The organism is Streptomyces sp. 2A115 (assembly GCF_052245575.1).
Classification (GTDB): Bacteria; Actinomycetota; Actinomycetes; order Streptomycetales; family Streptomycetaceae; genus Streptomyces.
Window position 1 is genome coordinate 1 of sequence record NZ_JBQQCG010000124.1, and the last position, 25180, is coordinate 25180.

At 68.9% G+C, this 25180-nt stretch carries 24 protein-coding genes and 2 pseudogenes; 14 read left to right on the plus strand and 12 right to left on the minus strand.

Annotated elements, in window-relative coordinates; all coding sequences use genetic code 11:
- From ACTWQR_RS51720 to ACTWQR_RS51740, 5 genes are all read right to left on the minus strand, one after another.
- The coding region (locus ACTWQR_RS51720) for a dihydrofolate reductase family protein (RefSeq protein WP_443234314.1) at window positions 1-437 on the minus strand (437 nt) is incomplete at its 3' end.
- Window positions 437-943, minus strand: coding sequence for an SRPBCC family protein (locus ACTWQR_RS51725; RefSeq protein ID WP_443234315.1), 507 nt, complete (start codon window positions 941-943; stop codon window positions 437-439). The genes ACTWQR_RS51720 and ACTWQR_RS51725, both read right to left, overlap by 1 nt.
- 3 nt (window positions 944-946) lie before the next feature.
- Entirely contained in the window at window positions 947-1288 is a 342-nt protein-coding gene (locus tag ACTWQR_RS51730) for an ArsR/SmtB family transcription factor (RefSeq protein ID WP_443234316.1), read from the minus strand.
- Window positions 1289-1467: 179 nt separating this feature from the next.
- On the minus strand, window positions 1468-1707 hold the full coding sequence (locus ACTWQR_RS51735; protein WP_443234317.1) for a hypothetical protein: 240 nt from the start codon (window positions 1705-1707) through the stop codon (window positions 1468-1470).
- A 296-nt stretch (window positions 1708-2003) separates the two neighbouring features.
- A complete protein-coding gene (locus ACTWQR_RS51740; RefSeq protein ID WP_443234318.1) occupies window positions 2004-2189 on the minus strand; it encodes a hypothetical protein in 186 nt (61 codons plus the stop codon).
- A gap of 169 nt (window positions 2190-2358) precedes the next feature.
- On the opposite strand from ACTWQR_RS51740, the gene ACTWQR_RS51745 reads away from it, so the two are divergent.
- The 5 genes from ACTWQR_RS51745 (at window position 2359) to ACTWQR_RS51765 (ending at window position 8719) form a co-directional block, all read left to right on the plus strand.
- The gene (locus ACTWQR_RS51745; RefSeq protein ID WP_443234319.1) at window positions 2359-3267 is read left to right on the plus strand and encodes an aminoglycoside phosphotransferase family protein; all 909 of its coding nucleotides are present in this window, start codon (window positions 2359-2361) and stop codon (window positions 3265-3267) included.
- Window positions 3268-3810: 543 nt separating this feature from the next.
- Window positions 3811-4521: a hypothetical protein gene (locus ACTWQR_RS51750; protein WP_443234320.1), complete on the plus strand. Its 711-nt coding sequence runs from the start codon at window positions 3811-3813 to the stop codon at window positions 4519-4521.
- 234 nt (window positions 4522-4755) lie between these two features.
- On the plus strand, window positions 4756-6915 hold the full coding sequence (locus ACTWQR_RS51755) for a sensor histidine kinase (protein WP_443234321.1): 2160 nt from the start codon (window positions 4756-4758) through the stop codon (window positions 6913-6915).
- Window positions 6905-7606 carry a response regulator gene (locus tag ACTWQR_RS51760; RefSeq protein WP_443234322.1) on the plus strand — a complete coding sequence of 234 codons (702 nt, stop codon included), beginning with the start codon at window positions 6905-6907 and terminating at the stop codon, window positions 7604-7606. The genes ACTWQR_RS51755 and ACTWQR_RS51760 overlap by 11 nt, the downstream gene beginning before the upstream one ends.
- A gap of 708 nt (window positions 7607-8314) precedes the next feature.
- A complete protein-coding gene (locus ACTWQR_RS51765) occupies window positions 8315-8719 on the plus strand; it encodes a VOC family protein (RefSeq protein WP_443234323.1) in 405 nt (134 codons plus the stop codon).
- 173 nt (window positions 8720-8892) lie between these two features.
- On the opposite strand, the gene ACTWQR_RS51770 is transcribed toward ACTWQR_RS51765, so the two are convergent.
- Window positions 8893-9378 (minus strand): hypothetical protein, encoded by a 486-nt coding sequence (locus ACTWQR_RS51770; RefSeq protein WP_443234324.1) that lies wholly within the window; start codon window positions 9376-9378, stop codon window positions 8893-8895.
- 617 nt (window positions 9379-9995) lie between these two features.
- Here ACTWQR_RS51770 and ACTWQR_RS51775 point away from each other — a divergent pair.
- From ACTWQR_RS51775 to ACTWQR_RS51790, 4 genes and pseudogenes are all read left to right on the plus strand, one after another.
- On the plus strand, window positions 9996-11939 hold the full coding sequence (locus ACTWQR_RS51775) for a M28 family metallopeptidase (protein WP_443234325.1): 1944 nt from the start codon (window positions 9996-9998) through the stop codon (window positions 11937-11939).
- Window positions 11940-11990: 51 nt separating this feature from the next.
- Entirely contained in the window at window positions 11991-14006 is a 2016-nt protein-coding gene (locus ACTWQR_RS51780) for a M36 family metallopeptidase (RefSeq protein ID WP_443234326.1), read from the plus strand.
- Between the two features lie 712 nt (window positions 14007-14718).
- A pseudogene (locus ACTWQR_RS51785) lies at window positions 14719-15304 on the plus strand (dihydrofolate reductase family protein).
- Complete coding sequence (locus ACTWQR_RS51790; RefSeq protein ID WP_443234327.1) at window positions 15301-15714, plus strand: VOC family protein; 414 nt, start codon at window positions 15301-15303, stop codon at window positions 15712-15714. Before ACTWQR_RS51785 ends, ACTWQR_RS51790 begins: the two are co-directional and overlap by 4 nt.
- A gap of 82 nt (window positions 15715-15796) precedes the next feature.
- Here ACTWQR_RS51790 and ACTWQR_RS51795 read toward each other — a convergent pair whose 3' ends face one another.
- The 6 genes from ACTWQR_RS51795 to ACTWQR_RS51820 all read right to left on the minus strand — a co-directional run bounded on the left by ACTWQR_RS51795 (window position 15797) and on the right by ACTWQR_RS51820 (window position 20641).
- The gene (locus tag ACTWQR_RS51795; protein WP_443234328.1) at window positions 15797-17401 is read right to left on the minus strand and encodes a polyamine aminopropyltransferase; all 1605 of its coding nucleotides are present in this window, start codon (window positions 17399-17401) and stop codon (window positions 15797-15799) included.
- A 7-nt stretch (window positions 17402-17408) separates the two neighbouring features.
- Entirely contained in the window at window positions 17409-17846 is a 438-nt protein-coding gene (locus ACTWQR_RS51800; protein WP_443234329.1) for a DUF350 domain-containing protein, read from the minus strand.
- 55 nt (window positions 17847-17901) lie between these two features.
- Window positions 17902-18303: a DUF4247 domain-containing protein gene (locus tag ACTWQR_RS51805; RefSeq protein ID WP_443234330.1), complete on the minus strand. Its 402-nt coding sequence runs from the start codon at window positions 18301-18303 to the stop codon at window positions 17902-17904.
- Window positions 18300-18794 (minus strand): DUF2617 family protein, encoded by a 495-nt coding sequence (locus tag ACTWQR_RS51810; protein WP_443234331.1) that lies wholly within the window; start codon window positions 18792-18794, stop codon window positions 18300-18302. The genes ACTWQR_RS51805 and ACTWQR_RS51810 overlap by 4 nt, the downstream gene beginning before the upstream one ends.
- Window positions 18795-19077: 283 nt before the next feature.
- Window positions 19078-19869: a cache domain-containing protein gene (locus ACTWQR_RS51815; protein WP_443234332.1), complete on the minus strand. Its 792-nt coding sequence runs from the start codon at window positions 19867-19869 to the stop codon at window positions 19078-19080.
- Entirely contained in the window at window positions 19823-20641 is an 819-nt protein-coding gene (locus ACTWQR_RS51820; RefSeq protein WP_443234333.1) for a FadR/GntR family transcriptional regulator, read from the minus strand. Before ACTWQR_RS51820 ends, ACTWQR_RS51815 begins: the two co-directional genes overlap by 47 nt.
- 113 nt (window positions 20642-20754) lie before the next feature.
- On the opposite strand from ACTWQR_RS51820, the gene ACTWQR_RS51825 reads away from it, so the two are divergent.
- From ACTWQR_RS51825 to ACTWQR_RS51845, 5 genes and pseudogenes are all read left to right on the plus strand, one after another.
- Window positions 20755-21816: an ABC transporter ATP-binding protein gene (locus ACTWQR_RS51825; RefSeq protein WP_443234334.1), complete on the plus strand. Its 1062-nt coding sequence runs from the start codon at window positions 20755-20757 to the stop codon at window positions 21814-21816.
- A gap of 194 nt (window positions 21817-22010) precedes the next feature.
- Complete coding sequence (locus ACTWQR_RS51830) at window positions 22011-23207, plus strand: ABC transporter substrate-binding protein (protein ID WP_443234337.1); 1197 nt, start codon at window positions 22011-22013, stop codon at window positions 23205-23207.
- 12 nt (window positions 23208-23219) lie between these two features.
- The gene (locus ACTWQR_RS51835; protein WP_443234335.1) at window positions 23220-24104 is read left to right on the plus strand and encodes an ABC transporter permease; all 885 of its coding nucleotides are present in this window, start codon (window positions 23220-23222) and stop codon (window positions 24102-24104) included.
- A gap of 64 nt (window positions 24105-24168) precedes the next feature.
- Window positions 24169-24984 (plus strand): ABC transporter permease, encoded by an 816-nt coding sequence (locus ACTWQR_RS51840; RefSeq protein ID WP_443234336.1) that lies wholly within the window; start codon window positions 24169-24171, stop codon window positions 24982-24984.
- A 53-nt stretch (window positions 24985-25037) separates the two neighbouring features.
- Window positions 25038-25180 (plus strand): annotated as a pseudogene (locus ACTWQR_RS51845) (gamma-aminobutyraldehyde dehydrogenase); the annotation flags it as partial.

Genomic DNA, 25180 nt, shown 5'->3' on the forward strand with positions numbered 1-25180 from the left:
CCCCGGGCCTGGTCGAGGGCGGGCTCGATGCCGTCGTTGACGAAGTGGAACGTGGTGCCGCCGGGCCGCTCCCACGGGTCACGCTTGGTGTGCGTCACGACGAAGACCGGGGTGTGGAAGGGCGCCTCCTCCGGCCATGCCTGCTCGCCGAGGTCGAACATGCGCTTGCCCATGACGCTGGCGCCGGTGCGCTCGAACGTCTCCCGCGCGATGTCGTTGTCGCGGCCCTCCTCGCCGCCCTCGCCCAGCTTCAGGTTCTCCCGGATGAACCGCAGCGGGAAGGCCCACTGCTGCAGCTCCGTCCACTGCGCCATCCAGCGCTGAACGTCCGGGTCGTCCTGCTTATCGGGCGCGAGGAAGTCGTCAGCGGGCACGGGCTCGGGCGCGATGAAGCCGTCCAGCGACATCGTCACGCTGAAGAACACCTTCCCGGCCATCAGCCCTCCGCCCTCTTCCGTGCGAGGTCGGTGACGTAGGCCGCCAGGTTGCTCAGGGTCTGCTGGCCGCCCTCGATCGCGTGGTACTTCTCGACCGCCTCGTCGCGCAGTTCCTTGGTGGGGAACACCGTGCGCATCACGATCCGGGTCGCCGAGCCGTCCGGCGTGAAGGTCAGGACCGACTCGAAGGCGTTCGGGTCGCCGCGGGACTCACCGTGCAGCAGCGCGATCCGCTCCGGCGGGGCGATTTGCAGCCAGCGGATCCACTCGGAGTAGTCGGTCCCGTCCGGCCCGTGCAGCACGAAGTCCCACTCCCCACCCTCGCGGAACTCGAAGGACCGTGTGGTGGTGGTGAATCCCTCCGGACCCCACCACCGCGACAGGTGCCGGACCTCGGTGAACGCCTCGAACACCAGCTCCCGCGGGGCGTCGATGACCCGGGAGATCACGATCTCCCGGTCGGCCGTCGCCGGCTCCGCCCGCGTTTCTTGCCTTGGCCCTGTCATCGGTCATTCCTCCTGCCGTGTCCGTTTGAGGTCCTGCACGTAGGTGTCCAGCCGGTCGAAACTCTCGTTCCAGAACTGCTCGAATCCGCCGACCCACTCGTGGACCGGCCGCAGCCCGCGGGCGTCCAGGCCGTAGAGGCGCTGCTTGCCCGCCCCGCGGACCCGCACCAGTCCTACCTCCCGGAGTACCCGTAGGTGCTTGGACGCCCCCGGCTGGCTGATCCCCAGCTCCTGGGCCAGGTCGGTCACTGGCCGCTCACCCGCCCGCAGCAGCGCCAGGATGTCCCGGCGCTGCGGCTCGGCGATCGCGTTGAACGCGTCCGACGTCGTCGCTGCTCGTGCCATGGCGGTTATCATATTCCTATATCGGCATACGTCAAGCCGGTTGGAAATCGGGCGAGTCTTGTCGGTGCTTCGGGCTGCAAATGAACGGTGCCCCAGACCGGGGGCCTGCACGTCGACGGCCGCCCGCCTTCTTCTGGATTCACCGCCGACGACACGGACCCACCTGGCGCGGGTCGGCTTCAGTCGTCCCGCCCGGCACCGCGATCAGGTGCGCTCAGGCCCGCCGTCCCGGGCGTGCCATCGGCGAGCCCGCAGCGCAGATACACGGTGCCCTTCGGACCGGCTACCGGCGGTTCGAGGAGTGTGACGTTCGTGGGCACCGCGCCACCGTCGAACACCTTCTTCCCGACGCCGAGCACGGTCGGGTGCACCCAGAGGTCGAGACGGTCGAAGAGGCAGATCGCGAAATCCGTCCACACCCAGCACCCGCGGCGTGCTGAACAGCGGATCCGGCAGCGCCATGACCCTGCGCAACAAGGTCATCCGCCCTGCGCGCAGGCCCAGTTGATCTACCGGACGAGCACCCGCCCGTCCGGCAAGCGCGAGCCCGACACGTTCCAGGACGTGGTTGATCCGAGTGGTGAAGCGTGCGTACGGGCAGTCAATTGAGCGAACGGCTCGGCGAATGTGCGGCGCGGGCAGTCCGCCGCTCCACAGTTGAAACCCCGGACCTTCAACAGGAACACGACGCTCTACTCGCGGAGCGGGAGATCCTTCAACCCGCGCTGATAGCAGTCGTGCACTCGGTCCGAGAAGCGACCGCAATCCGGACCCGCCGCCCGGCCGCCCGGCCTCTCGCCACCACATCGACCGTGCCGAAGGGAGCGGTCACCGCCTCGACATCCACGTCATCGATGCCGTCGAACGCGAGAGAGTCCCAAAACGATGCCTCGACCTTCATCACAGCACCGTCACCGATCACAAGCAAGAACGGCGTGGAACAACCAAAGACCTGATGGAGTGCCCTGTGGCCTGCTCGGCCTCCCGGTCGGCGCTTCCTCGTCTCAGTGAACCTGCCTCGTTCGGAAAGTCACTGGCTTCTCGTTCCCCCTTGCGGTGGGATTTGCGATGTGACGCTTCACGAGGATGAGATCCCAGTCGACGAGACGCTGGTCCGGTCGCTGCTGAAGGCACAGCGCCCAGAGTGGGCTGACCTGCCGTTGTCGCCCGCAGGCGCGGGCACGGACAACACCATGTATCGGCTGGGCGATGACTTGCTCGTGCGACTTCCACGAACCGCCGACAAGGGACGGTCTGTGCGAAAGGAGCAGGAATGGCTTCCTCGCCTGGCGCCCTTCCTGGCATGTCCGATTCCCGAGCCTGTCCACGTTGGGACGCCCACCGACGTCTTCCCTCTCGTCTGGTCGGTCTACCGCTGGATTGACGGCGACGAGGCCGGCCCTGCCACCGTCCAGGACTGGGGCGCCTTCGGAGCCGACCTGGCGGCGGTCGTGAGGGAACTCCACGGCATCGACCTCATGGGAGCGACCCGCGCGGATGGCCTCAGCTGGTACCGCGGAGGCAGCTTGGGGCCATGCGACCAGTGGATCGCCAGGTGTCTCGACGATTGCCGAGCCACTGTGGGTTCTGAACTCGACGTTGACCCTCTGGAACAGTTGTGGCGAGCCGCGCTCGCGCTGCCCGAGCCCTCCGGACCTCACGTGTGGCTCCACGGCGACCTGAAGCCGACCAACCTCCTGGTCCGGGAAGGCAAGCTCCAGGCAGTCATCGACTTCGGAGGACTCTCGGTCGGCTTTCCCGATGCCGAGCACTCCACACTCTGGGACCTGCCGCCACAAGCACGACGGGCCTACTGGGACACCTTGGACCTCGACGATGTGACCTGGGCCCGCGCCCGCGCCTGGGCGATCGCAGTGGGTGTCAGTGGCATCTCCTATTACTGGCACACCTTCCCCGCCTTCGTCGCCGAGTGCCGGGCACGACTTCGGGCGATCCTCACGGACGCCGCTGCGCGTTGAGTGGCCTCCCCGGTCCGCGAGGAAGGGTCGTACGGCGCAGGACCAGTGAAGGGCGACGGAACGCCGCGCGAAATGGAGCACTACCACCGACATGCCCTGAGCCTGACTCATCTCACTGAACCCGCGCCGCCCTGGTCACAGCGTCAACAACAGCTCACTTCCAATGAGACGGGACAGCGAGCTCGAACCCTCATAGTCGAACACCGAGGTGACGCTCCGCGATCCCTCCCCAAGTTCTGTGCCAGAGCCCCGTCCAGAGCGACATGGCCAACCAGGCACCGCTGTCGGCGTGATGCGCCGCCGTTCGCCCTGTGAGGCCTTCCTCGCCGAGGGCATGTACGACGGAGCCGGATCGGTTCGAGAAGACCCTGGTTGAACCGTCGGTGACGGTGCCCCGACCGGTGTCCCGCCCGACGGAACGGGACACCGGCCCCATGCCGCCGGGACACCGGGCGCGCCATGGTTGCCCTGCACGTCAGCACCGTCGGCCCGAAGCGGCCGGACGGCACGAGTTCGCAGGCGGCACTACTCCACGGGGGAACCATGGCCACTCCGCTTTCCGATCCGACCACAACCGGCCACCACGCCGTCCGCAAGCCGCCACGTGCGGCTATGGAGAGCCGCGGCTGGGCCTGGGGAGGCATCGTCACCGCGCTCGGCGGCATCACAGTGTCCGTCGCGGCAGGGCCGCTGTGGGCGTTCGATGACGCCGACATGCGCGACAACGCGCGCATGGTGGACAGTCTCGGCGGCTCCGCCCAGGGCTGGGTGTTCGTCACCCAGCTGGCGTTCACGGCGGCCGCGCTGGGCGCGGTCCTCTTCGGGGCCGGGCTGCGGCGCCGCCTCGAGCGGCAGTGCCCCGCGGGCAGTCTGGTGCCGACGACGGCGTATCTGGGCATGCTGCTGATCGGTGTGATGAGCCTGGTCGGCGCCGGGATGGGCACGGAGGCGTTCCACAACCTGCGGATGGCCGACAAGACCGACCCCGACACGGTCATCGGCGAACTCGCCCAGCTCGGTACGTACGGATGGGTGTGGTCGGGGTTGCTGCTCACCGCCGCCGCGCTCGCCGTCGCGGCGTTCCGGCAGGGTGCGGTGAGTCGCTGGATCGGCGTCGTGAGCCTGATCTTCGGCTTCCTGGCTCTGGTCACGCAGGTGCTGCCGTTCCAGTACATGGCGCTGTTCGTGGGCGTGCCGTATCTGCTGGTGCTCGGCATCGCGTTCGCCTTCGGCCGCGGGCCCGCGCTCGACTGACTGCGGGTCACTCCACCCGGGGGCAGTTCACGACTGACCCGGACGCCGCGAACGTCGTACGCCTTAAGCGGCAGCAGGGCTACACGTTCGACGTAGCGACGGCGCACTGACGACGGCGTCGCGGTGACAACCACGAGCACCCGCTGCGAGGCTTGGCCTGTGGGGGGAACAGGCATACCGGCCCGGCGGGGCGGAGACGGCGGGGGCCATCTGGTCCCCGCCGTCAGTGTGCTCGTGATCACGTGGGGTCTCGCGGCGACCGCCCTGGTCCTGATGGGCCTGGCGGGCGCCCCGTGGGACTCGACCCAGTGGTACTTCGTCGTCGACACGGCGGACGCCCTGGTGTACGGCCTGGTCGCGGCGGTCGTCCTGAGCCGGCGCCGGCACCCGGTGGCCTGGCTGGTCGCGCTGACCGCGGTCGGCGGGGGCGTCGCCGCGGTCACGGCCCAACTGGTCGTGCTGTGGGAGCAGGACGCCGGTCCCGACGCGATACCGCCGTCCTGGTCGATCATGCAGGGCACGGCCTGGGTGCCGGGGACTCTGGCGCTCATCCTGATCGTTCCGTATCTGGTGTCGGACACCGCCATGTCGCGTGGGATGAGGGCCGCGATCGGCGGCGGGATCGTCCTGATCGCGGCCCTGCTCGCGGTCCGGCTGACCGATCCATGGCCGTGGCCCGCGACCGGCGAGTCGTTCGCACCGCTGCCGCTGCGCGATGCGGACTGGGCACGGCTGGTCGAGCCCGCGCAGCGCGTGCTGATCGGCGGGGTCGTCGCGCTCGGCCTGGGCGCCGCCGCCCACGCGGCCTGGCGGCGGTGGCGGGATCCGGCAGTGCGCGGCCTGGGCTGGCTCGCGATCGGTACGGCACTGGTCGCGGCGACATTCCTGCCCCTGGTCCTGTGGGAGGGCGGGGGACCGGCGGCACTGCGGCTCTTCACGCCGCTGACGCACCTCGCCTCGCAGGCGTTCTTCCCGGCCGCCGTACTGGTCGCGGTACTGCGACAGCAGCTGTGGGGCATCGACCTCGTGGTCAGCCGCGCGCTGGTGTGGTGGCTGCTCACCGGCCTGCTCGTCGCCGGGTACTTCCTGACGGTCGCCGTGCTGGCGCTGCTGCTGCCCGGCGAGGGAACGTTGGGCCGGGTTCTGGCGACCGCCGCGCCCGCGGCCGGCATCCAGCCCGCCCGCGGATGGCTGCAGCGACGCGTGAACCGGCTCGTGCACGGCGAGGCGGCGGCCGGCGCGCTCAGCCGGGTCGGCCGTCACCTGGGCAGCGCGGCCGGTCCACAGGAGGTGCTCATCGGCATGGCGGAGAGCGTGGCCGCGTCCTTCAACCTCTGGTCGGTGCGGGTGCTGGACGAAGACAGGGAACCCCTGGTCACCGTCGGCGAACCGGTCGGGGCGCAGCCGGTTTCGGTCCCCCTCGTCGTACGGCAGCGTCTTGTCGGCACGCTCGTGGTGACCGCGCGCCCCGGCGAACGACTCGACCGACGCGCCCGTACCGCACTCGACGAGGTCGCCCCCATCGTCGCGACCGCGGTCCACCTCGCCGCCGTCACCCGGGAGCTTCGCGAGTCCCGCGGCCGGCTCGCCGCGGCCCGCGACGACGAGCGCCGCGCCCTGCGCCGGGAACTCCACGACCAGCTGGGCCCCGCCCTGGCCGGCATCGGCCTCGGCCTCGCCGCAGCAGCCAATCTGCTCCCCGCCGACTCGCCGGCAGCCCCGCTGCTCACCCGCCTTCGTACGGAGGCCGATGCCCGCGTCGACGAAGTCCGCGTCCTTGCCCGTGGGTTGGTACCACCGGTACTCGCCGAGCTGGGGCTGGTACCGGCCTTGCGTGAACTGGTCATGCGCTACGAGGCGGATGGTCTCCAAGTCGTCGTACGCGCCGACAGCGAGGCCTCCGCACCGGATGGCGGCGGGGCAGCGGTCCCGCCCGACGCACCGGCGTCGGCAGCGCCCACGGAGATCGAAGCGGCCTCCTCCGACATGCGAGGTGGGGCGGCCATGGCGACACAAGCATCGACGGCAGCCGTACGCGACGTACCCCCGGACGTCGCAGGCACGGTGTACGCCGTCGTCGCCGAAGCCCTGCGCAACGTCGCGCGGCACGCCGGGGCCCGAACCTGCACGGTGACCTTGGCGGGCCTCGCTCCCGGCGCGGGCCCGCGGCTGACGGTGAGCGTTGAGGACGACGGCCGCGGCATCGGCCCGGTGGCCCGCCCCGGTGTCGGCACCCAGTCTCTGCGGGAACGCGCCGAGACCCTCGGAGGCACGATCACCTGGCAGTCGGGCGAGGGCGGCCGCGGCACCCGTATCGACCTCAGCGTGCCCCTCAGCCACGAGGCCGACTGGCGGGAGCGGCAGGAGGACGAGGTGAGCGGCCGTGTCCGGTAAGGCGGTTGAGACGGTTCCGGAGACCTCGGGGGACGCGGCGCTGCGGATCGTCGTCGTCGACGACCACCCCGTGTTCCGTATGGGCATGACCGCGCTGCTCGACTCGCTGCCCGGGCTGATGGTGGTGGCCGAGGCCGAGGACCTGGAAGCGGCCCTGGCAGCGGCCCGGACACACCGCCCCGAAGTGGTCATCATGGACCTGCACCTGGGCGACCGGACGCCGTCGGGCGTGGAGGCCACACGGGAGATCCTGCGCATCCGGCCAGGAACGGCCGTCCTCGTGGTGACCATGCTGGACGACGACGATTCCGTCTTCGCCTCGATGCGGGCCGGGGCCCGGGGCTATCTCCTCAAGGGCGCGGCACCCGACGAGATCGAAAGGGCGGTACGAGCCGTCGCGAACGGCGAGGTGATCCTCGGCCCCGCGGTCGCCTCACGAGCCGTCGCCTACTTGACGGGCCTGCGGTCCGCCGGCGCTCCACCCGTGGCCCTGCCCGAGCTGACCGCGCGGGAGCGCGAGGTCCTGGACCTGGTAGCCAGAGGCCCGGACAACCTGACGATCTCCAGGCGCCTCGTACTCAGTCCCAAGACAGTGCGCAACCACTTGTCCAACATCCTGACCAAGCTCCAGGCAGCCACCCGAGCAGAGGCCATTGTCCGGGCCCGTCAGGCAGGACTGGGCGAGAACTGAGCGGCCGGACCCCTGCTCCCCGGCCGAACCCAGGCATACGAGGGGGCCGCTCCCGGCAACGCCTCCGGCAGGATCCGCCGGACACGCCCCAGGGCCACTCGGCCTTTCGTCTCGGCCCGCGGTTCGGCTGGGCAGTCTGGTCGGGGCGGGTGCCGACAGGCGTCGAGTGCCGTCACCGGGCTCGACCGGCGCTGCAGGTAGGCGTATCAGGCGCGGGCACCCACTGAGCCATTTCAGCGCGGCCACCGGTCCGGTGACGCCAGTTCGGGCACGGCTCGCACGGCTCGCACAGCTCCTCGCGGGGGCGGGCCCACCGGGACACGCGCGTTCGTCGCCGGGGGATCCGTACAACCCCGCACGACGCGGTCGTGGCGGTCTTGTTGGGTATGACCAGGCACGCGGTCGTGACTGTGACGCGGGCGAAATAGCTTCGTGCGCTGCGAGCGTGCCACGGTGTGTAAACGGCTGCGTGCAGTCTCTGGAGTAGGGCCCCGTCCGGCTGCCATCCATCGGGGCCCCTTACCTCCCGTCCGGCCGTCAGTGCCCTGGCACTTGGTCATGTATCGAAGGCGCAGGTCACAGTCGTTGACGGCGGCGACCAGCACGGTCGTGCAGCGGTGGCGAGATCATCGCACCCGCCCGGCCGGGGAATCGTCCGGCCGATCACTGGGTTGACCAGTCAGTATTCGAGATCTCGAAGGAGCCGGCATGACCGACGAACCCGCCGTGCGTGAACTCCGCTTAGTGGTCACGGCAGCCGACTACGAGGCGGCGCTGCACTTCTACCGCGACGTCCTTGGCCTGACCGAGCGCGGAGCGTTCGCCTCTCCCGATGGACGGGTCACCATCCTTGACGCCGGCCGGGCCACCTTGGAGCTGACTGATCCGAACCACGCTGCCTTCATCGACGAAGTCGAGGTCGGGCGGCGAGTAGCCGGCCACATTCGCGTTGCCTTCCAGGTCGACGACTCGGTCGCCAAAACCGCGAAGCTGGCCGCCGCCGGAGCCCAGGTGATCGCCGAGCCGACGCGCACCCCCTGGAACTCACTCAACTCGCGGCTTGAGGCACCGGGCGCTCTTCAGCTCACTCTCTTCACCGAGCTTGACGATTAGGCGTTGCGTGACCGTGCTGGTCACAGCCACTCGTTGAGGGCAGCGACGAGGACGGTCGCCTCGCAACGGACCGCGAACGTCGTCCCCTGTGGAGGAAGGCGTGGCTGTCCCGTCTCACTCAACCGAGTCGCTTCGCAACGAACGGAGTCGTTCGGGCTTCTGTCTCAGTGAACTCAGGTCCTGTCTCCTTGGCCATCTGCGGGCCGGAGGACTTGTAGATGGTCGGCGGTGGTTCCGTCGGGCTTTCGGCCGAAGGCAGCCGCAAGAACGGCGGGGAGGTCAGCCTCGGGGACCGCGGCGCGCACCTCCTCCAGGACATGAGGAAAGCTGTCGTCATCGATGGCGCCCATGTACTCCTGGCGCAACTGGTAGATGGCCTCGACGAGGTCGGGCCGCAGCCGCATCCAGGCGCGGGACGTGCGGATCTCCTCCTCGACCTGGTCCATGAACCAGCGCATGACCTCGTATGGGACGTCCAGGTGACTACCGTCAGGGTAGAAACACACCGTGGGCTCCCGCGCCGGGTCCTCGTCGGGGACGATCGCGGTCACAAGGTTTCGTTGCTCGGCGACGAGATCCAGTTCCAAGTACCAGGCGTCATCGGGAACGGAATACATCGCGGTGATCGCGTAATCCCCGTTGGGGTGCGGGACAGGCATGGCCGCATGCTGTCACGCCCGTCTGGCGGCAGACCGATCCCATACCCCGACGGCGGATACAGACGGGACTTGCGGTCTGTATCAGTGAACGCAGTCCACGAGTCTCACTCAATCCAGTCCACACAGGTCAACGGCATACAGACGACTGACTTCGTTGAGACAGGACAGTGGGTGCCGCCGGCGGAGTCGGTGCGGATCAGTGTCTGGCGGCCCCGCCGCAGCGATATCGCGACCACCCCCACCGCCGGCACCGCCCCGCTCACACCCGGACAAGCACCCCCCGGACCAGGTGTCAGCACCCCGCCAACATCACCAACAGAGTCACGGCATTCGCTTACATCCCGGGATGCGGAAGCGCAACTGAAGGCGGACCATGGAGTGGTCGGGGTTCCATTCCCGGAGCGGCGTATGCGGCCGTGGGCAGACGGCGTGGGCCGTCTGGGTTCCCCGTACTGCGCGACACCCGTACTGCGCGACACCCGCGCCTGCGGCTTCGTTCGCTCTTCAACGGCCGTTGCTGCCCGGGCCGTTCCACTCGGTCACGTGTCGATTCCGGGACCGCTTCACTTCGCGGAGGCACCCAAATGCCCGTGCTCTTCTTTGACATAGGAGCGACCTTGGCGGATGCCCGAGAGGAGGCAGACGGGTCCCTGACGTTGCTGCCCCGCCCACGTGTCCTCGCAGTGCTCGATGCCTTCCGCGACGTACGCAAGGGCGTCATTTCCAACCCCGGCTCGAGTGAAGGCGCCACGGAGCGGGCCGCGTCGGCCCTGCGGGAGGCGTTCCCCGACCGTTTCACGGACAACGCGCTCGCGCACTGGGGCCCCAAGAATAGCCGGGAGATCTTCGACGAGGCGGTCGTCCGCACGGCGGGGGAGGGGACACCGGCCTCGGCGGCCGGCGACTGCGTCTTCGTGGGCGAGGAGCACCAGGAGCGCGCATTCGCCAGGGAAGCCGGGCTGCGTACGGCGGCCCACCCCGTGTTCACCCGCGCCGCCGTGGACAACCGTCCCGTTCTCTGGGCGCGGATCGAACTGCCTGAGGGCCGAGGGCTGCCCGCGCTGGAAGCGGTCGCGAACCAGACCGAGGTCGTCCCCGTGCACATCGCCTCCGCGCGGCTCGTCCTGGCCATGGCGAGCATGCGCGGCGCCGCGGCACTCGAACAGGCCGGGTTCACGGTGGACTTGCGGGGGTCGGTGGAGGAGACAGCGGCCTTCCTGATCCGCGACGACCGTCCCCTCACCCCCGCCCAGGGCTTCGCGGATGCCCCGGACGGGGCGACGACGCGTGCCACGTCTGCTTTCGGCCTCGTTGCCGACGAACTCGCCGGAGCCACGACCCCGCCCCTCCTCCCGCTGGGTGCCGCGCCGGGCGGTGTCTACGTCGCCGTACCCGCCGGCGCCCCGATCGAGGACGTCCACCTGCCGGGCGCGAAGCCCGGACACACCGAGCGACTGCTTCCGGACCCGGCACTCCTCTCCCGCCCTGGAGAGGCATGGGCGCAAGGACTTGCCATCGGCCCGGCGGAAAGCATGGCGGAGCCGGGCCCTCAAGCGTCGGCAGCCGGTGATGCGAGCCCTTCCCCCGAGACGATCGCCGCGGTGCGCGCGGCCGTGACGCCCGAGGTACTGCGTGGCCATGTCGCGCGCATCTCCGGTGTCGAGCCGCTCAGAGACGGCGAGGCGATGCTGGTGCGCAGCCGGGACGCGTCCGCCCCTGACAACCCCCGGGTAGTCGAGGCGCTCGCAGACCGTTTCCAGAACCTCGACCTGGCGGTACGACTGCACCAATTCCGGTGGCGCGGGCACCGGTTGTTCAACGTGGAGGCCGAGCACTCCGTCGCCGGGGCGGATTCCACGGTGCTCATCACCGCGCACCTGGATTCCACCGCCTCCAGCGGTGAATTCGTCGACGAGAACGGCGACTCGCGCCCGTACGATCCCGCCGTGGACCCCGCACCGGGCGCCGACGACGACGGCAGCGGAACCGCCGCAGTCATGGCCGCGTCCGAGTGCCTGCACACATTGCTCGCAGCGGGCAGGGCGCCGACCCGGAGTGTGCGCTTCGTGCTCTTCAACGCCGAGGAACAGGGCCTGGTCGGCAGCAAGTTCTACGCCCGGGCCGCCGCCGCGGCGGACGAGCGCATCGCCGGCGTCTTCCAGATGGACATGATCGCGGGTCGTCAGCAGGGCAGCACACCGACCGTCGAGATCCACGCCGGTTCCTCGGTGCCGGGTCCGGTCGTGGGCGCATCCGACGCGCTGGGTGCTCTCGTCGCGGACACCGTCCCCGCCATCGACCCTGCGGTGACGGTTCAGCAGCTCACGGGCCCCTCCGATCCGGCGATAGGGCGCAGCGACCACGCGAGCTTCCACGAGCGAGGGTGGGCGGCCGTCGCCGTTTCCGAGGACATTTTCGCCCGCGACGGCGGGCCTGGCACGGGCACCCGGCAATACCACACCCCGGGAGACACCCTCCTGGACCAGGACCACAGCCCGCAGTTCGCGGCCACGGTCGCCCGCTCCGTCACGGCGACCGCTCTGACCCTCGCGGGCCTGTAACCCGTAGGACAGCCGACACCGGGCCTCGCGCCCGCGACAGGAGGATCCCTCATGACACAGCTGATCGACAAGCGAGACCTGGGGTACGACCGGCTCGCCAGAGTCCCGGGCGCCGAGGCGTTCCTCGCCGAGACCGATCGCGTGGCGCAATCGGTGCATCACACCCTCATCGCCGAGGGCAGCAAGGTGAACCGCTTCACCGGGCACCTGACCGAGCTACGGGTGGAGGGCGCACCGGCCGGCCTCGCCAACCGGGCAGGCGCCGAGGCCGCCGACGGCGACTACATCGCTCGGGCCAAGGAGTATCTCTCCTCCATCTCGGGGGCGATCGGCTTCGCTGCTGGAGAACCCGCCGAGTTCGAGGCCGATCCGAAGGTGACGGCCACGAGCGGCGGCATACGCGTGGTCAGCCTCCAGCAGACGCTCAACGGCATCGACGTGTGGGGCATGGCTCCCAAGGTGTGGCTGCGCAACGACGGCACGGTGGACAGGGTCGTCGGCGACACGGCGAGCCTGCCGGGCAACGTCCCCACGATGCCGACGGTGCCGGTCGAGACAGCCCTGGCCGCCGGTGCCGCGAAGGCCGCCGAACCGGTCACGATCGAAGGCCCGTTCGGCACCGACGAGCTGCCGGGCTTGGACATCTCGGCCGGCTTCCGCCGACTCAGCTCCCAGGCGAGCAACGACCAGCCGATGACGTTCGAGGCAGGCGCCTTCGACGATGCGATCCCCGGTCGCCTGGTGTACTTCTACATGGGCGATGACGTCCGTCTCGCCTGGTCTTTCACGTTCTCTCGCGCGAAGGGGGCCGTGCAGTACCACGCGCTCGTGGAGGCCGACGACAGGACGGCGGACGCGGCGGCACCCCAGGTGCTGTATCTCCAGGACCTGACGAATCATGTCGTCGGAGGATTGGTGTTCCGGCAGAACCCGGTCGAGACCGGGTTCGCCCTGGCTTCCTTCCCGCTGCCGCTGACCGACTACCCGGTAGAACCCCCGCCGACTCCGTTGCCCGGGTTCCCTGGGCCCTGGGTCACGCGGCAGAACGGGCATGTGGCGACCGTCGGGAACAACGTGCAGGCCGTCGACGGGGACACCGGTGAGAGCGTCGAGGTCGACGTCGACCAGGCGGGCAACGGGGTGTTCGCTCCGAACCCCGACACGCCGGATCAACTCGTCACCAACATCTTCTTCTTCTGCAACTACATGCACGACTTCTTCGTGATGCTCGATTTCACGGAGGAGCACGGCAACTTCCAGACCGTCAATTTCTCGGGTCTGGGCCGAGGCGCCGACCCGGTCGTAGCCCTCGCCCATCCTGGGCCGGTCTTCGGCACGGCCAATATGCTCACGCGCGCCGACGGCCTGGCAGCGGAGATGAACATGGGTCTGGTCTCCTCGACCGGACGGCACACGGCCAACGACGCGCACGTCGTCTTCCACGAGTTCACGCACGGTGTGACCAACCGGCTGGTCGGTGGCCTGCATGATGCCAACGGTCTGGGTGAGAACCAGTCCCGGGCGATGGGCGAAGGCTGGTCGGACTTCTTCGCGCTCACCATCCCAAACTTCTCCCAGGAGCGGGAGCACACCGTCGTCGGTGACTGGGTGGTCGCCAACGCGGGTGGCATCCGTCAGCGACCGTACGACGACCGGTACCCCGGCGACTTCGGCAACATCGGTCAGTTCGTGAACGGGCTCGACTACACGAAGATCCACAACGTCGGCGAGATCTGGTGCGCCGCGCTCATGGAGGTGATCCGCCGGGTCAGCGCGAAACTGGGCAGCAAGGAACGCGGCTACCGAATCGTCTGGCAGGCTGTCGCCGACGGCCTGAAACTCACGCCCAAGAACCCGTCCCTCCTCACCGCCCGCGACGCCATCCTGCGGGCTCTGAAGGACCTCCAGGGCAAGGCGTTCACCGAGGCCGAGTACCCCGAGGTCCGCGTGGCGACGTGGGGGTCCTTCGCCCGCTACGGAATGGGCTTTGACGCCTTCTGCCCCAACGCGTCCTTCGTCGGCTGCCGGGCTGGTGCCCTGCTGCCCCCGGCCGGACACGAGGACTGACGTCAGGTGTCCGTCCAGTCGTAGAGGGCCGTGATCGCGTACTCCCGACGGTAGGCGATCTGTTCCCCTTCAAGCCTGGTGATCGTCGCGCTAGAACGTGGCCGATCTGTGCCAGCAGTTGCTCGTCGTGCAGGCGCCGGGCAGAGTTCGGCCGCTTGCGGCGGGCCTTGAACGCAGAGACCGAAAGGTTCAGCTCCCGGCAGACCGGCTCGACCCCGAAGTCGTAGCGGAGGTGGTTGATCACCGCGTCGGCCTCGTGCCGGGCTGGTCGAGCTCATTCGCGATAAACACCCAGGTGGCTGTCAGGATCTCGTTCGCCCTCCCAACTCGGCGTTCCTCAAGCCGAGTTGGGAGAGTTCACTGCTGTCGCGAGTTCACCCTTGTCGGCGGTGGTGAGCAGATCGGGCCGGTCGCCCTGGTCGGCCTCGGCTTGGCGGACCCATTGGAAAAGGGGAGCTGCGAAGCGCCCAGGTCGGGCACCAGGGCTGCGGGCCGGAGCTTGCTTCGAACGCGGTCGGCTCGTCGAACGCCCCGAGGCTCACGCAGGCTGAATCACCGCAACTGATCGACTGCTCTTGATTTACGCCTCGTCAGGCCGATGAGTTTGCCTGCTGTCTGAAGTCTTCCACTGTGGCATTCCCGCCCCGATGGGGCGAGAAGCGGAGCGAGAAGCGGAGCATCCCCAAGCCATGGAGGTGAGATGGGGGCCAGAATGAGCAATCCGATTCGGCTGTACATGTCGATGTCGCTCGACGGCTACATTGCCGGTCCGGACGATCGACCGGGCCAGGAGCTCGGACGCGCCGGTGGACGTCTTTTCAACTGGCTCGACGACCGGGAATCCGACGGTCCCAGCGGACAGGTGTATCGCGAGGCGCTGGCGACCGGCGCGGTAATCTCCGGCCGTCGGACCTTCGAACTCGCCGGGCGTTGGCAGGGGGACCATCACGACGGTGTGCCGATCTTCGTCCTCACCCACCATGTGGATGACGGGGACGTGCCACCCGGCCACGCGCGATTCGTCACCGACGTCGAGGACTGCGCCCGTCAGGCTCGCGCGGCCGCCGGGGGACCTGCCGGTCATGGTCCATGGGGCGGGCGCGGCCCAAGCGCTCCTCTGGGCGGGGCACATCGACGAGATGGAGATCCACCTGGTTCATGTTCTCCTCGGGGACGGCCGACGACTCTTCGACCACCTCGGTGATGAGCACATCGAACTCGACCTCGTCCGACGGCTCGAGGACCGAGACGTCACGCACCTCCGCTACCGGGTACGCCGCCCCGAGGAAGCCGCATGAAGACGCTCTTCGTCGCCTACCGCGTCACCGACCTGGACCGCTCGCTCGATTTCTACACCGCCGTGGGCTACGTCGAGCTGGGCAGGGTCGACGGCGGGGACGGGAGTCACCTCGTGATCCTCAAGTTCCCCGGCGAACCGGCGGCCTCGCTCGAACTGGTCCACCGTCCCGTTGGCGGACGCGTCGACGTGGGCAGCGGTTTCGACCACCTCGCGATCCAGGTGCACGCACTGGCCGCCACCCTGGAACGGCTGACCGACGCCGGCCTGGAGCCGGGACCTGTCCAGTACCCGGGCGGGCCTCACGGCCCGAAGACGTCGTGGCTCACCGACCCGGATGGCTACCGGATCGAGTTGGTGGAGTGGCCGCCTGGACACCCCGACGGCATCACCGCCGCGGACTTCTCCTGAGCGGTCCGGTGAGCGGAGAGAAGAAGCTTCGCTTCGGGGCGGGCGCGGCGCGCCTTCCCATCCGGAGACCGAGGTTCTCAACTCAGTAGTTCTGCCACTCATGTCGGGTGTACTCGAGCACCGCGGGATCCATCAGGGTGCTTGCTCGAACGTCCTGGCGGCGGCGGTCCACGGGGAAGACGGCAGCGGCTTCGAGGACGGCGTCGTCCAGGAAACGCAACGGCGGGGCGGCCTCGGCCAGGCGCAGTGGCGGCGGTTGCCCTCCGGTGTCGGGGGTGGCCAGGATGAAGCCCCAGTTGCCGAAGCTGGGGACGTCCACCTGGTACTCGGTGGTCGTGTAGTCGGCCTTGCCGATCGTGGCGGCGATGGACCAGTACGTCTTGGGAGCGAAGAACGGAGAGCCGCCCTGCACCACGACTTGGCTTCCGGGATTCAGGACCTGGCCCAGCAAGTGGTAGAACTCGACGCTGTAGAGCTTGGCCAGTGAGGCCGTGTCCGGGTCCGGAAAGTCGATCACGACTGCGTCATAGCGCCGACCGGCATCCCGCAGCCAGTTGAAGGCGTCAGCGTTGACGACGGTGACCCGCGGGTCACCGAGCGCGTCGTCGTTGAGTTCGAGCAGGGGAGCGAACGTACGGGCGAGCCGGGTCATCGCCGGGTCGAGGTCGACCAGCGTCACCTCCTCGACGTCGTCGTAGCGCAGCACTTCCCGCAGGGCCAGCGCGTCTCCACCGCCCAGGATCAGTACGGACGAGCGCTTTCCCGACAGGGCGGGGTGGACGAGTGCCTCGTGGTAGCGGTACTCGTCGACGGAGGAGAACTGCAGGTCGCCGTTGAGGAACAGCCGTGTGTCAGAACCCTCGGTGAACGCGGTGGACTGGGTGATGACGATGTCCTGATACGGCGTGGTCTCGGCATGGACGATCGGGTCGCGGTACAGCTGCTGACGCGCGCTCACCTCGATGTCCTCCGCCAGTACGTACACCGTGCCGAGTACGGCAAGGACGGCAGCCGCCCCGGTCAGCAGCGAAATGCGGACGACACGGCGTATCCGGTGGCGGAAGATCCACAGGACGACGATGACGCCGGCCACGGCATTGACCGCGCCCACCACCAGCGCGCCCTTGAGCTGGCCGAAGGTGGGCAGAAGCAGCAGCGGGAAGCACAGGCCGCCGACCAGCGCTCCGACGTAGTCCGCGGCGAACATGTCGGCGACCGCGCTGCCTGCCTCCTGCCGCCTGATCCGCTGCAGCAGCGTCATCAGCAGGGGAATCTCCGCCCCGATGAGGAGGCCGATGGTGAACGAGACCGTCACCATGGCGGGCATGTAGAGCCGCAGCCAGGCGAACGACACGTACAGGATGAGCGCTGACAGGCCTCCGACGAGGGCCAGTACGGCCTCGACCAGGGCGAAGGCGCCGACCGCGCGCCGTTGCAGGGGTTTGGCCGCCAGTGAACCGATGCCCATGGCGAAGACCATGACGGAGATGACCACGGAGGTCTGCATCACGGAGTTGCCGATGAGGTAACTGCCCAGCGCCGTCAGCGCCAGTTCGTAGACCAGTCCGCAGGCCGCGCAGATGAACACCGCGAGCAGCAGCAGGAAACGCGCCCCCCGCGAGTAGGGCGCGGGCGGCTGTGCCGTGGTCGTGGCTGGAGTTGTGTCGCCCGTGACCGTGGTGCTCATGGCGGGTTCAGGAGACCGCGGCGCCGACCATGAAGGCCGTGCCGATATACATCGCCGCCTGGACCCAGGCGGCGGGATGGGGGCGGTCACCGTTGTCGTCGAGCACCGCGGCACCCATGCGGCCGGGGGTCAGCAGACCGACGATGCAGGAGATCAGTGTCATGACGGCGACTCCGGCGAGGCCGTACAGCAGCGTGCTGAACAGGCCGTAGCCGAGGCCCTGCTCGGATTCGCTCGACCTGATGGACTGGTCGACGACGAGGCCGATGGCGACCGTCTGGCCGGCGAGGAGCACGGCGGCACCGCGGTTGCGCTCCGTCCACACCACGTGCACGAGCTTTCCGGGGGTGACGAGGTCGAGTGCGATGAAACCGACCGCCATCACGACGAAGCCGGCCAGGCCGTAGAGCAGGGCGGTGCCTGCCGACTCCAGGATCTCTGCCACAGGGGGTGCCTTTCGAAGACGTCGTCGGGGATTGGGATGGGTGTCCTGCGGTTGGTCACTTGCCGGAGCCGGGGCCACCGCCGCGGAAGGCATCGCTGTCCGGATCCGGCCACACGGACCCGATGTGGGATCGCCAGCGGGAGTAACCCCTGCGGTAGTCGTCGATCTCGATCCGGCTGCCACTTCGGAGGGGGGTGATGGCCACGATGTCGTCGCGGTAGCGCAGGAAGACCCTGCCGTCGTCGCTGACGCGGTCCTGGGACGACTTGTGGCCGTGGATCTCGTCCGCGACCGCGGAAGGCGTGTCGCCCCGGTCCACATAGTTCACGCCGCTTCCGCGGTACTCCTTGCGGATCCAGCTCGACGGTACTTCGTTGCCGCCGTCCGAACTCCCGGAACAGGCGGCGAGCGCAACCGCGGCGAGGGACACCACGCTGATGCGTCTGACGGTCTTCATCGGGCCTCCAGCCGGGTGCGTGTTGCCACGATCCGGCGGCTCTGCGGGTAGGTGTGCCAGGTGCGCCAGCCAAGTCCCGTGCTCTGCCGCTCGACAGCCATGGCGGTGACTGCCTCCGGGGAGCCGGGGAAGATCCCGTACAGCGCCAGGGGGTGTTCGTCCGACCGGCTGCGGATACGTTCCACCTGCGCGCTGAACTCCGGTGCGGTGAAGCCCTGGACGTGGGCGCTGAAGGAGTACGTCCAGTCGTGGAAGTCCCGAGCGGCACCGTCCGGCAGGCCCCCCTCGACGTCGGGCAGGCAGGCCACGGTTTCGCGGACCGGCCCTGCGAAGACCTGATGTGAGGCGCCCAGGAGCCTGAGCTGCACGTCGAGCCCGCCGATTGTCAGGTCGCGTACGGCGAGCGCCTCGCAGTCGGGGTCGCCGAGTGTGAACGAGAGCTGGTCGGCGTCGGTGTCCTGATACGGGGTCGTGAGTGCTATGCCGTTCATCTGGCGCCGCCGGAGCGGTTGACCGGGGCTCCCATGTTGGCAGTGGGTACGCTGCCTGAAGCGGCATGCTTGAGCTTCAACGATGATCCCCCGACTCGGAACTGCAAAAGCGTCGCCGAGTATGGCACAGGGCATATGCGCTACATCAAGGGGGAGCGTGCCGGCCATCCGGCGCGGAACGTATGCGACGTCACCGGTCTCGTGGCCGGCGGGCTTCGGCGGCCGCCAGGTCGTAGTCGGCGCAGCGCCTTGTGCGGGGGACTGGGGAGTGCGGGCGCCCGGGTTACGTGCCTTGGGCCGCTGTCACCAGTATCAGTGGGACGCCGTCGCAGGGGCGCAGCTGCAGCCCGCCGTGTTCTGCACCGTCTGCCGGTCCGGCCAGCACGGCCGCGAAGTCCGGGCCCTTGGTGAGCGATCCGGCCAGGTGATGAGGGTCGGTGGAGGCGGCGACGCGGCCGCGCGCGTTGACCAGGCGGGCGGGTCCCGGCAGGCATTGGAGTGTCGGCACGACGCCTGCTTCGAAATGCCGCAGATAGACGTCGGCCGCGGCCACTCCCATGAAGCGGCCCTCGACCATCACCGGTGCGGAGAGCGTGAGGCTGTACTCGTCCGAGCAGAGATAGTCGACGTAGGGTCCCGCGACCGCCCGCTGTCCGGTGTCGCGGGGCAGCGTGAACCAGTCCCAGTGGGTGTAGTCGTAGTACGCCGAGTGCTCCGGGTCCAGATCCAGCAGTAGCGGCCGGAGGGCCCCGTCCGCGGTGGTCTGCCACCACTCCAGGCATGCCGGGACGTCGCCGAGCAGCCCGGGCGCCGCCACGAAGCCGACCCCCGAGACCAGGTCGTACCGGTTGAGGCGGGCGTGCAGCCCGGGGCGCAGAGCCGCGAGATCGGCCGAGACAGGGCGGCGGCCGTCCGTGCCGGCCGCGGTGAGCACCGCCTCCGTGTCCGCCCCCGTCCGGCACACGGCGTCGAAGACTCCTTCGAGCGCGTCACGGACACGGGCCGCCACATCGGCGACCGTCAGCTCGTCAAGAACCGCTGCCGAGGCGTGCACGAGACGGGGATCGCTGCCCATGGGGGTCCTCCTTCGGACGGGGACCGCGCGCGCCACGGGCAGAACCGAGGCGGAGTTCGATCAGGCGCGTCATGGAGGTCTGCACGCATTGTTCGGCCAGGTCCCTGGCACGGTTTTCCTCACCATCATGCACCGCCGAGATTACGGCGCGGTGACGAACCAATACGTCCTTGAGGTACGCGTCCTCGCCGAGTACGAGGCGCATCAGCGCTCCTACCTCGGTCTGGAGGGTGACCTCCGCCTTGGTCAGCCGGACGGACTGAGCGGCCGCGGCCAGTTCGACATGGAAGCGTCCATAGATCCGGCTGCGCGCCGCGGTGTCCTCCGCGCCCGTCAGGTCTTTCAGGGACCTGTGCAGCTGTTGCAGGTCCTCGGGTTCGGTGCGCTGGGAGGCGAGTCGCGCGGCGGCGCCCGAGACGGCCGCCCAATGGTCGGAGAGGTCGCGGAGTTCCTCGGTGCTCCAGTCGGAGAGGCGGGCCCGGAGCCGGTCTTCCGCCGGCCCGTCGGGCACGGTGACGAAGCTGCCTCCGCCGCGGCCCCTGCGGGTGGTGACCAGGCCCTGCTGACGCAGAGCCATGAGGGCTTCGCGCAAGGTCACGGTGGAGACGCCGAGCTGAGTGGCGAGTTCGGTCTCGCCGGGCAACTGCTCACCGTCGGCCAGCAGCCCGAGGTCTATGGCGTCACCGAGCCTCCGAACGACGGCGTCCACCCGGGCCAGGGTGTCGACGGGGGTGAAGACGACTCTTCGAACGCCCGTTTTGTCTCGGTTCACGGCCACCACCTTGCTTTTTGACTCAGCCGTTACCTTAACGGGGTCTTGAAATTAGAACTATGACTTCATATGTTTACGGACCAACGTCCGACAGCACCAGAAAGGTTCCGCTCATGGAGGGAATGGCGATCCGGCTGCAGAGCCTGCGCAAGGCGTTCGGCCGGACAGAGGCCGTGGCCGGAGTCGATCTGCAGATAGCGGACGGCGAGTTCTTCTCGATGCTGGGTCCGTCCGGCTCGGGCAAGACCACGGTGCTCCGGATGATCGCCGGCTTCGAGGCTCCCACCAGCGGCACCATTGAGCTCGCGGGTTCCGACGTCACCCGCCTGGCACCCTTCGAACGCGATGTGCACACCGTGTTCCAGGACTACGCGCTCTTCCCGCACATGACCCTGGAACAGAACGTCGCCTACGGCCTCAAGGTCCGCAAGGTTCCCAGAGCCGAGCGGCTGAAGCAGGCCCGGGAGGCGCTGGCGAGCGTACGGCTCGCGGACTTCGGCACGCGCCGCCCGTCCCAGCTGTCCGGCGGGCAGCGGCAGCGCGTGGCACTCGCCCGCGCCCTGGTCGGCCGCCCCAAGGTCCTGCTGCTCGACGAACCGCTCGGCGCCCTCGACCTCAAGCTGCGCGAGCAGATGCAGATCGAGCTGAAGGCGATCCAGCGCGAGGTCGGCATCACCTTCGTCTTCGTCACGCACGATCAGGAGGAAGCGCTGACGATGAGCGACCGGATCGCGGTGTTCAACCAGGGCCGCGTCGAACAGATCGGCACACCGGCCGAGATCTACGAACGACCGGCCACCCCCTTCGTCGCGGGCTTCGTCGGCACCTCCAACCTGCTCACCGGCGAGGCCGCCGAGCAGGTGGTGGGCAAGGTCGGCACGTACAGCGTCCGCCCGGAGAAGATCCGGGTGGTGAAGGACTCCGAGAACGTCGACGAGCCGGAGCACTCCACCGCCGTCGGTACGGTCGCCGAGGTCGTCTACCTGGGGGACGCGACCCGTTTCCTGGTCGACCTCGACGCAGGCGGGCGGCTCACCGCCCTCCAGCAGAACCTGGAGACCTCGTCCGAGGACGTCGCCGCCTACCGCGGCTCCCGGGTCAGGCTCCAGTGGCACCACCGCCACAACTTCCGTGTTCCGGAAGTGGCCCTGGAAGCGGACCGGGCATCTCAGTAGCCACCTCTCTGTATCCGCTGGCCACACCGCTGCACGCGCGTAGCCCCGTGTCCGTCCCCCTGGACCCGCGTCCGTCCCCCTGAGCCTGTGCCGTCCCCTGGCCCGGTGCCGTCCCCTCCCCGTCCCCGGCTCGTGCCGCCCTTGGCTCGTGCCGTCTCCTTCCCCTTCCCCTTCCCGTGGAGATTCCCGTGCGCATGTCCCATTCGCTCAAGGCGGCCACCGCAGTCGGTGTCCTGCTTCTCGCCACCGCCTGCGGCTCGTCCGACGGCTCCGGCTCCGACTCCGCCGCCTCCGGCCTGAACCCGCCGGACCTCAAGGCCCAGGAGAAGCTCGGCAAGACCGAGGGCGAGGTCAACCTCATCGCCTGGGCCGGCTATGTCGAGGACGGCACCAACGACCCGGAGGTCGACTGGGTCTCCGACTTCGAGAAGGAGACCGGCTGTCAGGTCAACACCAAGACCGCGGCCTCCTCCGACGAGATGGTCAGCCTGATGAAGACCGGCCAGTACGACGCCGTGTCCGCCTCCGGCGACGCCTCGCTGCGGCTCATCGCCTCCGGGGACGCGGCGCCCGTCAACACCGACCTGACCCCCAACTACGCCGATGTCTTCGAGGGGTTGAAGAACAAGGACTGGAACACCGTCAAGGATGTGCCCTACGGCGTCCCGCACGGCCGCGGTGCCAACCTCCTCATGTACAACACGCAGAAGGTCAAGCCCGCCCCCACCTCCTGGTCCGCGGTCTTCGACAAGGGCTCGGAGTACCAGGGCAAGGTCACCGCGTACGACTCCCCGATCTACATCGCGGACGCCGCGCTCTACCTGATGAAGACCCAGCCCGACCTGGGCATCAAGAACCCGTACGCCCTGGACCAGAAGCAGTTCGACGCATCCGTCGCCCTGCTGAAGGAGCAGAACGCCAACATCGGCGAGTACTGGAGCGACTACCTCAAGGAGGTCTCGGCCTTCAAGAGCGGCGACTCCGTCATCGGCACCACCTGGCAGGTCATCGTCAACGCCGCCAAGGCCGAGAAGGCCGACGTCGAGGCGGTGCTCCCGGAGGAGGGCGCCACGGGCTGGTCCGACACCTGGATGCTCTCCGCCAAGGCCGAACACCCCAACTGCGCCTACAAGTGGATGGACTGGATCATCTCGCCCGAGGTGAACGCCCAGGTCGCCGAGTACTTCGGCGAGGCCCCGTCCAATGCCGAGTCCTGCGAGCTGACCGCTGACAAGAACCACTGCGCCACGTACCACGCGAGCGACGAGGCGTACTGGAAGAACGTCCACTACTGGACCACGCCCATCGCTCAGTGCATCGACGGCCGTACGGACGCCAAGTGCGTGCCGTACGCCAAGTGGGTCCAGGCCTGGACCGAGATCAAGGGCTGAGGGCCAGGACCGATGACGAACACCGTGCCTGCCGCCGGACCTGTCCGGCGGCTCGCCGGGACCCTGCACCGCCGCCCCCGGCTGCGACTGTCCCTGCTGCTCTCCGCGCCGCTCGCCTGGCTGGTCCTGGCCTACCTCGGCTCACTCGCCGCGCTGTTCATGTCCGCGTTCTGGACCACGGACAGCTTCACCTCGAACGTGGTGAAGATCTGGAACACGGACAACTTCACCGCCCTGTTCACCACCGACGTCTACCGCCAGGTCGCCCTGCGCAGCGTCGGCATAGCCCTCGCGGTCACCGCCCTGTGCGCCCTGATCGCCTTCCCGATCGCCTTCTACACGGCCCGCATCGCCCATCCCAAGTGGCGGCCGCTGCTGGTCGTCGCGATCCTCACCCCGCTCTGGGCCAGCTACCTGGTCAAGGCGTACGCCTGGCGACTCATCCTCGCCGACGGCGGGCTGCTGGACTGGGCGCTGGCCCCGTTCGGTCTCGAAGGCCCCGGCTACGGACTGACCGCGACCATCCTGGTCCTGACGTATCTGTGGCTGCCGTACATGATCCTGCCGATCCACGCCGGACTCGAACAACTCCCGGCCAACCTGCTGGACGCCTCCGCCGACCTCGGCGCCCGCACCGCACGCACCTTCCGCTCCGTGGTGCTGCCGATGCTCCTGCCGTCCGTCGCGGCCGGCTCGGTCTTCACCTTCTCACTCAGCCTCGGCGACTACATCGCCGTGCAGATCGTCGGCGGAAAGACCCAGCTCATCGGCAATCTCATCTACTCCAACATCAGCCTGGATGTCCCGCTGGCCGCCGCCCTCGGCACCGTACCCGTGGTGATCATCGTGCTCTATCTGCTCGCTGTGCGCCGCACCGGAGCACTCAGCAGTCTCTGAAGTCCCCGAGCCTCTGAAATCCCCGAACCCCTCCGACCGTACGACGCACAGCGAAGGCCCCACGATGAATCTCTCCCGCCCCGCGCGCATCGTCCTGCGCGTCACCGCCGGGCTCGGCTTCGCGGTCATCTACATCCCGCTGCTGCTGGTCCTGGTCAACTCCCTCAACCCCGACCGCAGTTCGGGCTGGCCGCCGCCCGGCCTCACCTTCCACTGGTGGACCGCCGCCTGGGAAAGCACCGGCGCCCGCGACGCCGTGTGGACCTCCGTCAAGGCCGGACTCGGCGCCACCGCCATCGCCCTGGTCCTCGGCACCCTCATCGCCTTCGCCGTTCAGCGCTACAAGTTCTTCGGCCGCGAGACCATCTCCTTCCTCGTCGTCCTGCCGATCGCCCTGCCCGGCATCGTCACCGGCGTCGCGCTCAACACCGCCTTCCGCACGGTCCTCGAACCGCTCGGTGTCGGGCTCGGCATGTTCACCGTCGTCGTCGGCCACGCCACCTTCTGCATCGTGGTCGTCTTCAACAACGTCATCGCCCGGCTGCGGCGGATGCCCGGCTCGTACGAGGAAGCAGCCATGGACCTCGGAGCCACCAGCTTCCGCACCTTCGTCGACATCACCTTCCCGCTGGTGCGCTCCGCGCTGGTCGCGGGCGGGCTGCTGGCCTTCGCGCTGTCCTTCGACGAGATCGTCGTGACCACCTTCACCGCGGGCCCCGGCATCCAGACCCTGCCCGTCTGGATCTTCTCCAACATGGCCCGCCCCCAGCAGGCCCCGGTGGTCAACGTCGTCGCCGCCGTCCTTGTCCTGCTCTCCGTGATCCCGATCTACCTCGCCCAGCGGCTGTCGTCCGACACCGCATCCGGCAGCAGAGTCTGACCTCCCGCCTGCGACGCAACGCCCGCCCGGCCGAACCCCCGAGGAGACGCACGATGACCACTCTCCGCAGTCTGCGCAACTACATCGACGGAGAGTTCCGCGATGCCGCCGATGGACGGACCACAGAGGTGGTCAACCCCGCGACGGGTGAGGCCTACGCGACCGCGCCGCTGTCCGGCCAGGCCGATGTCGACGC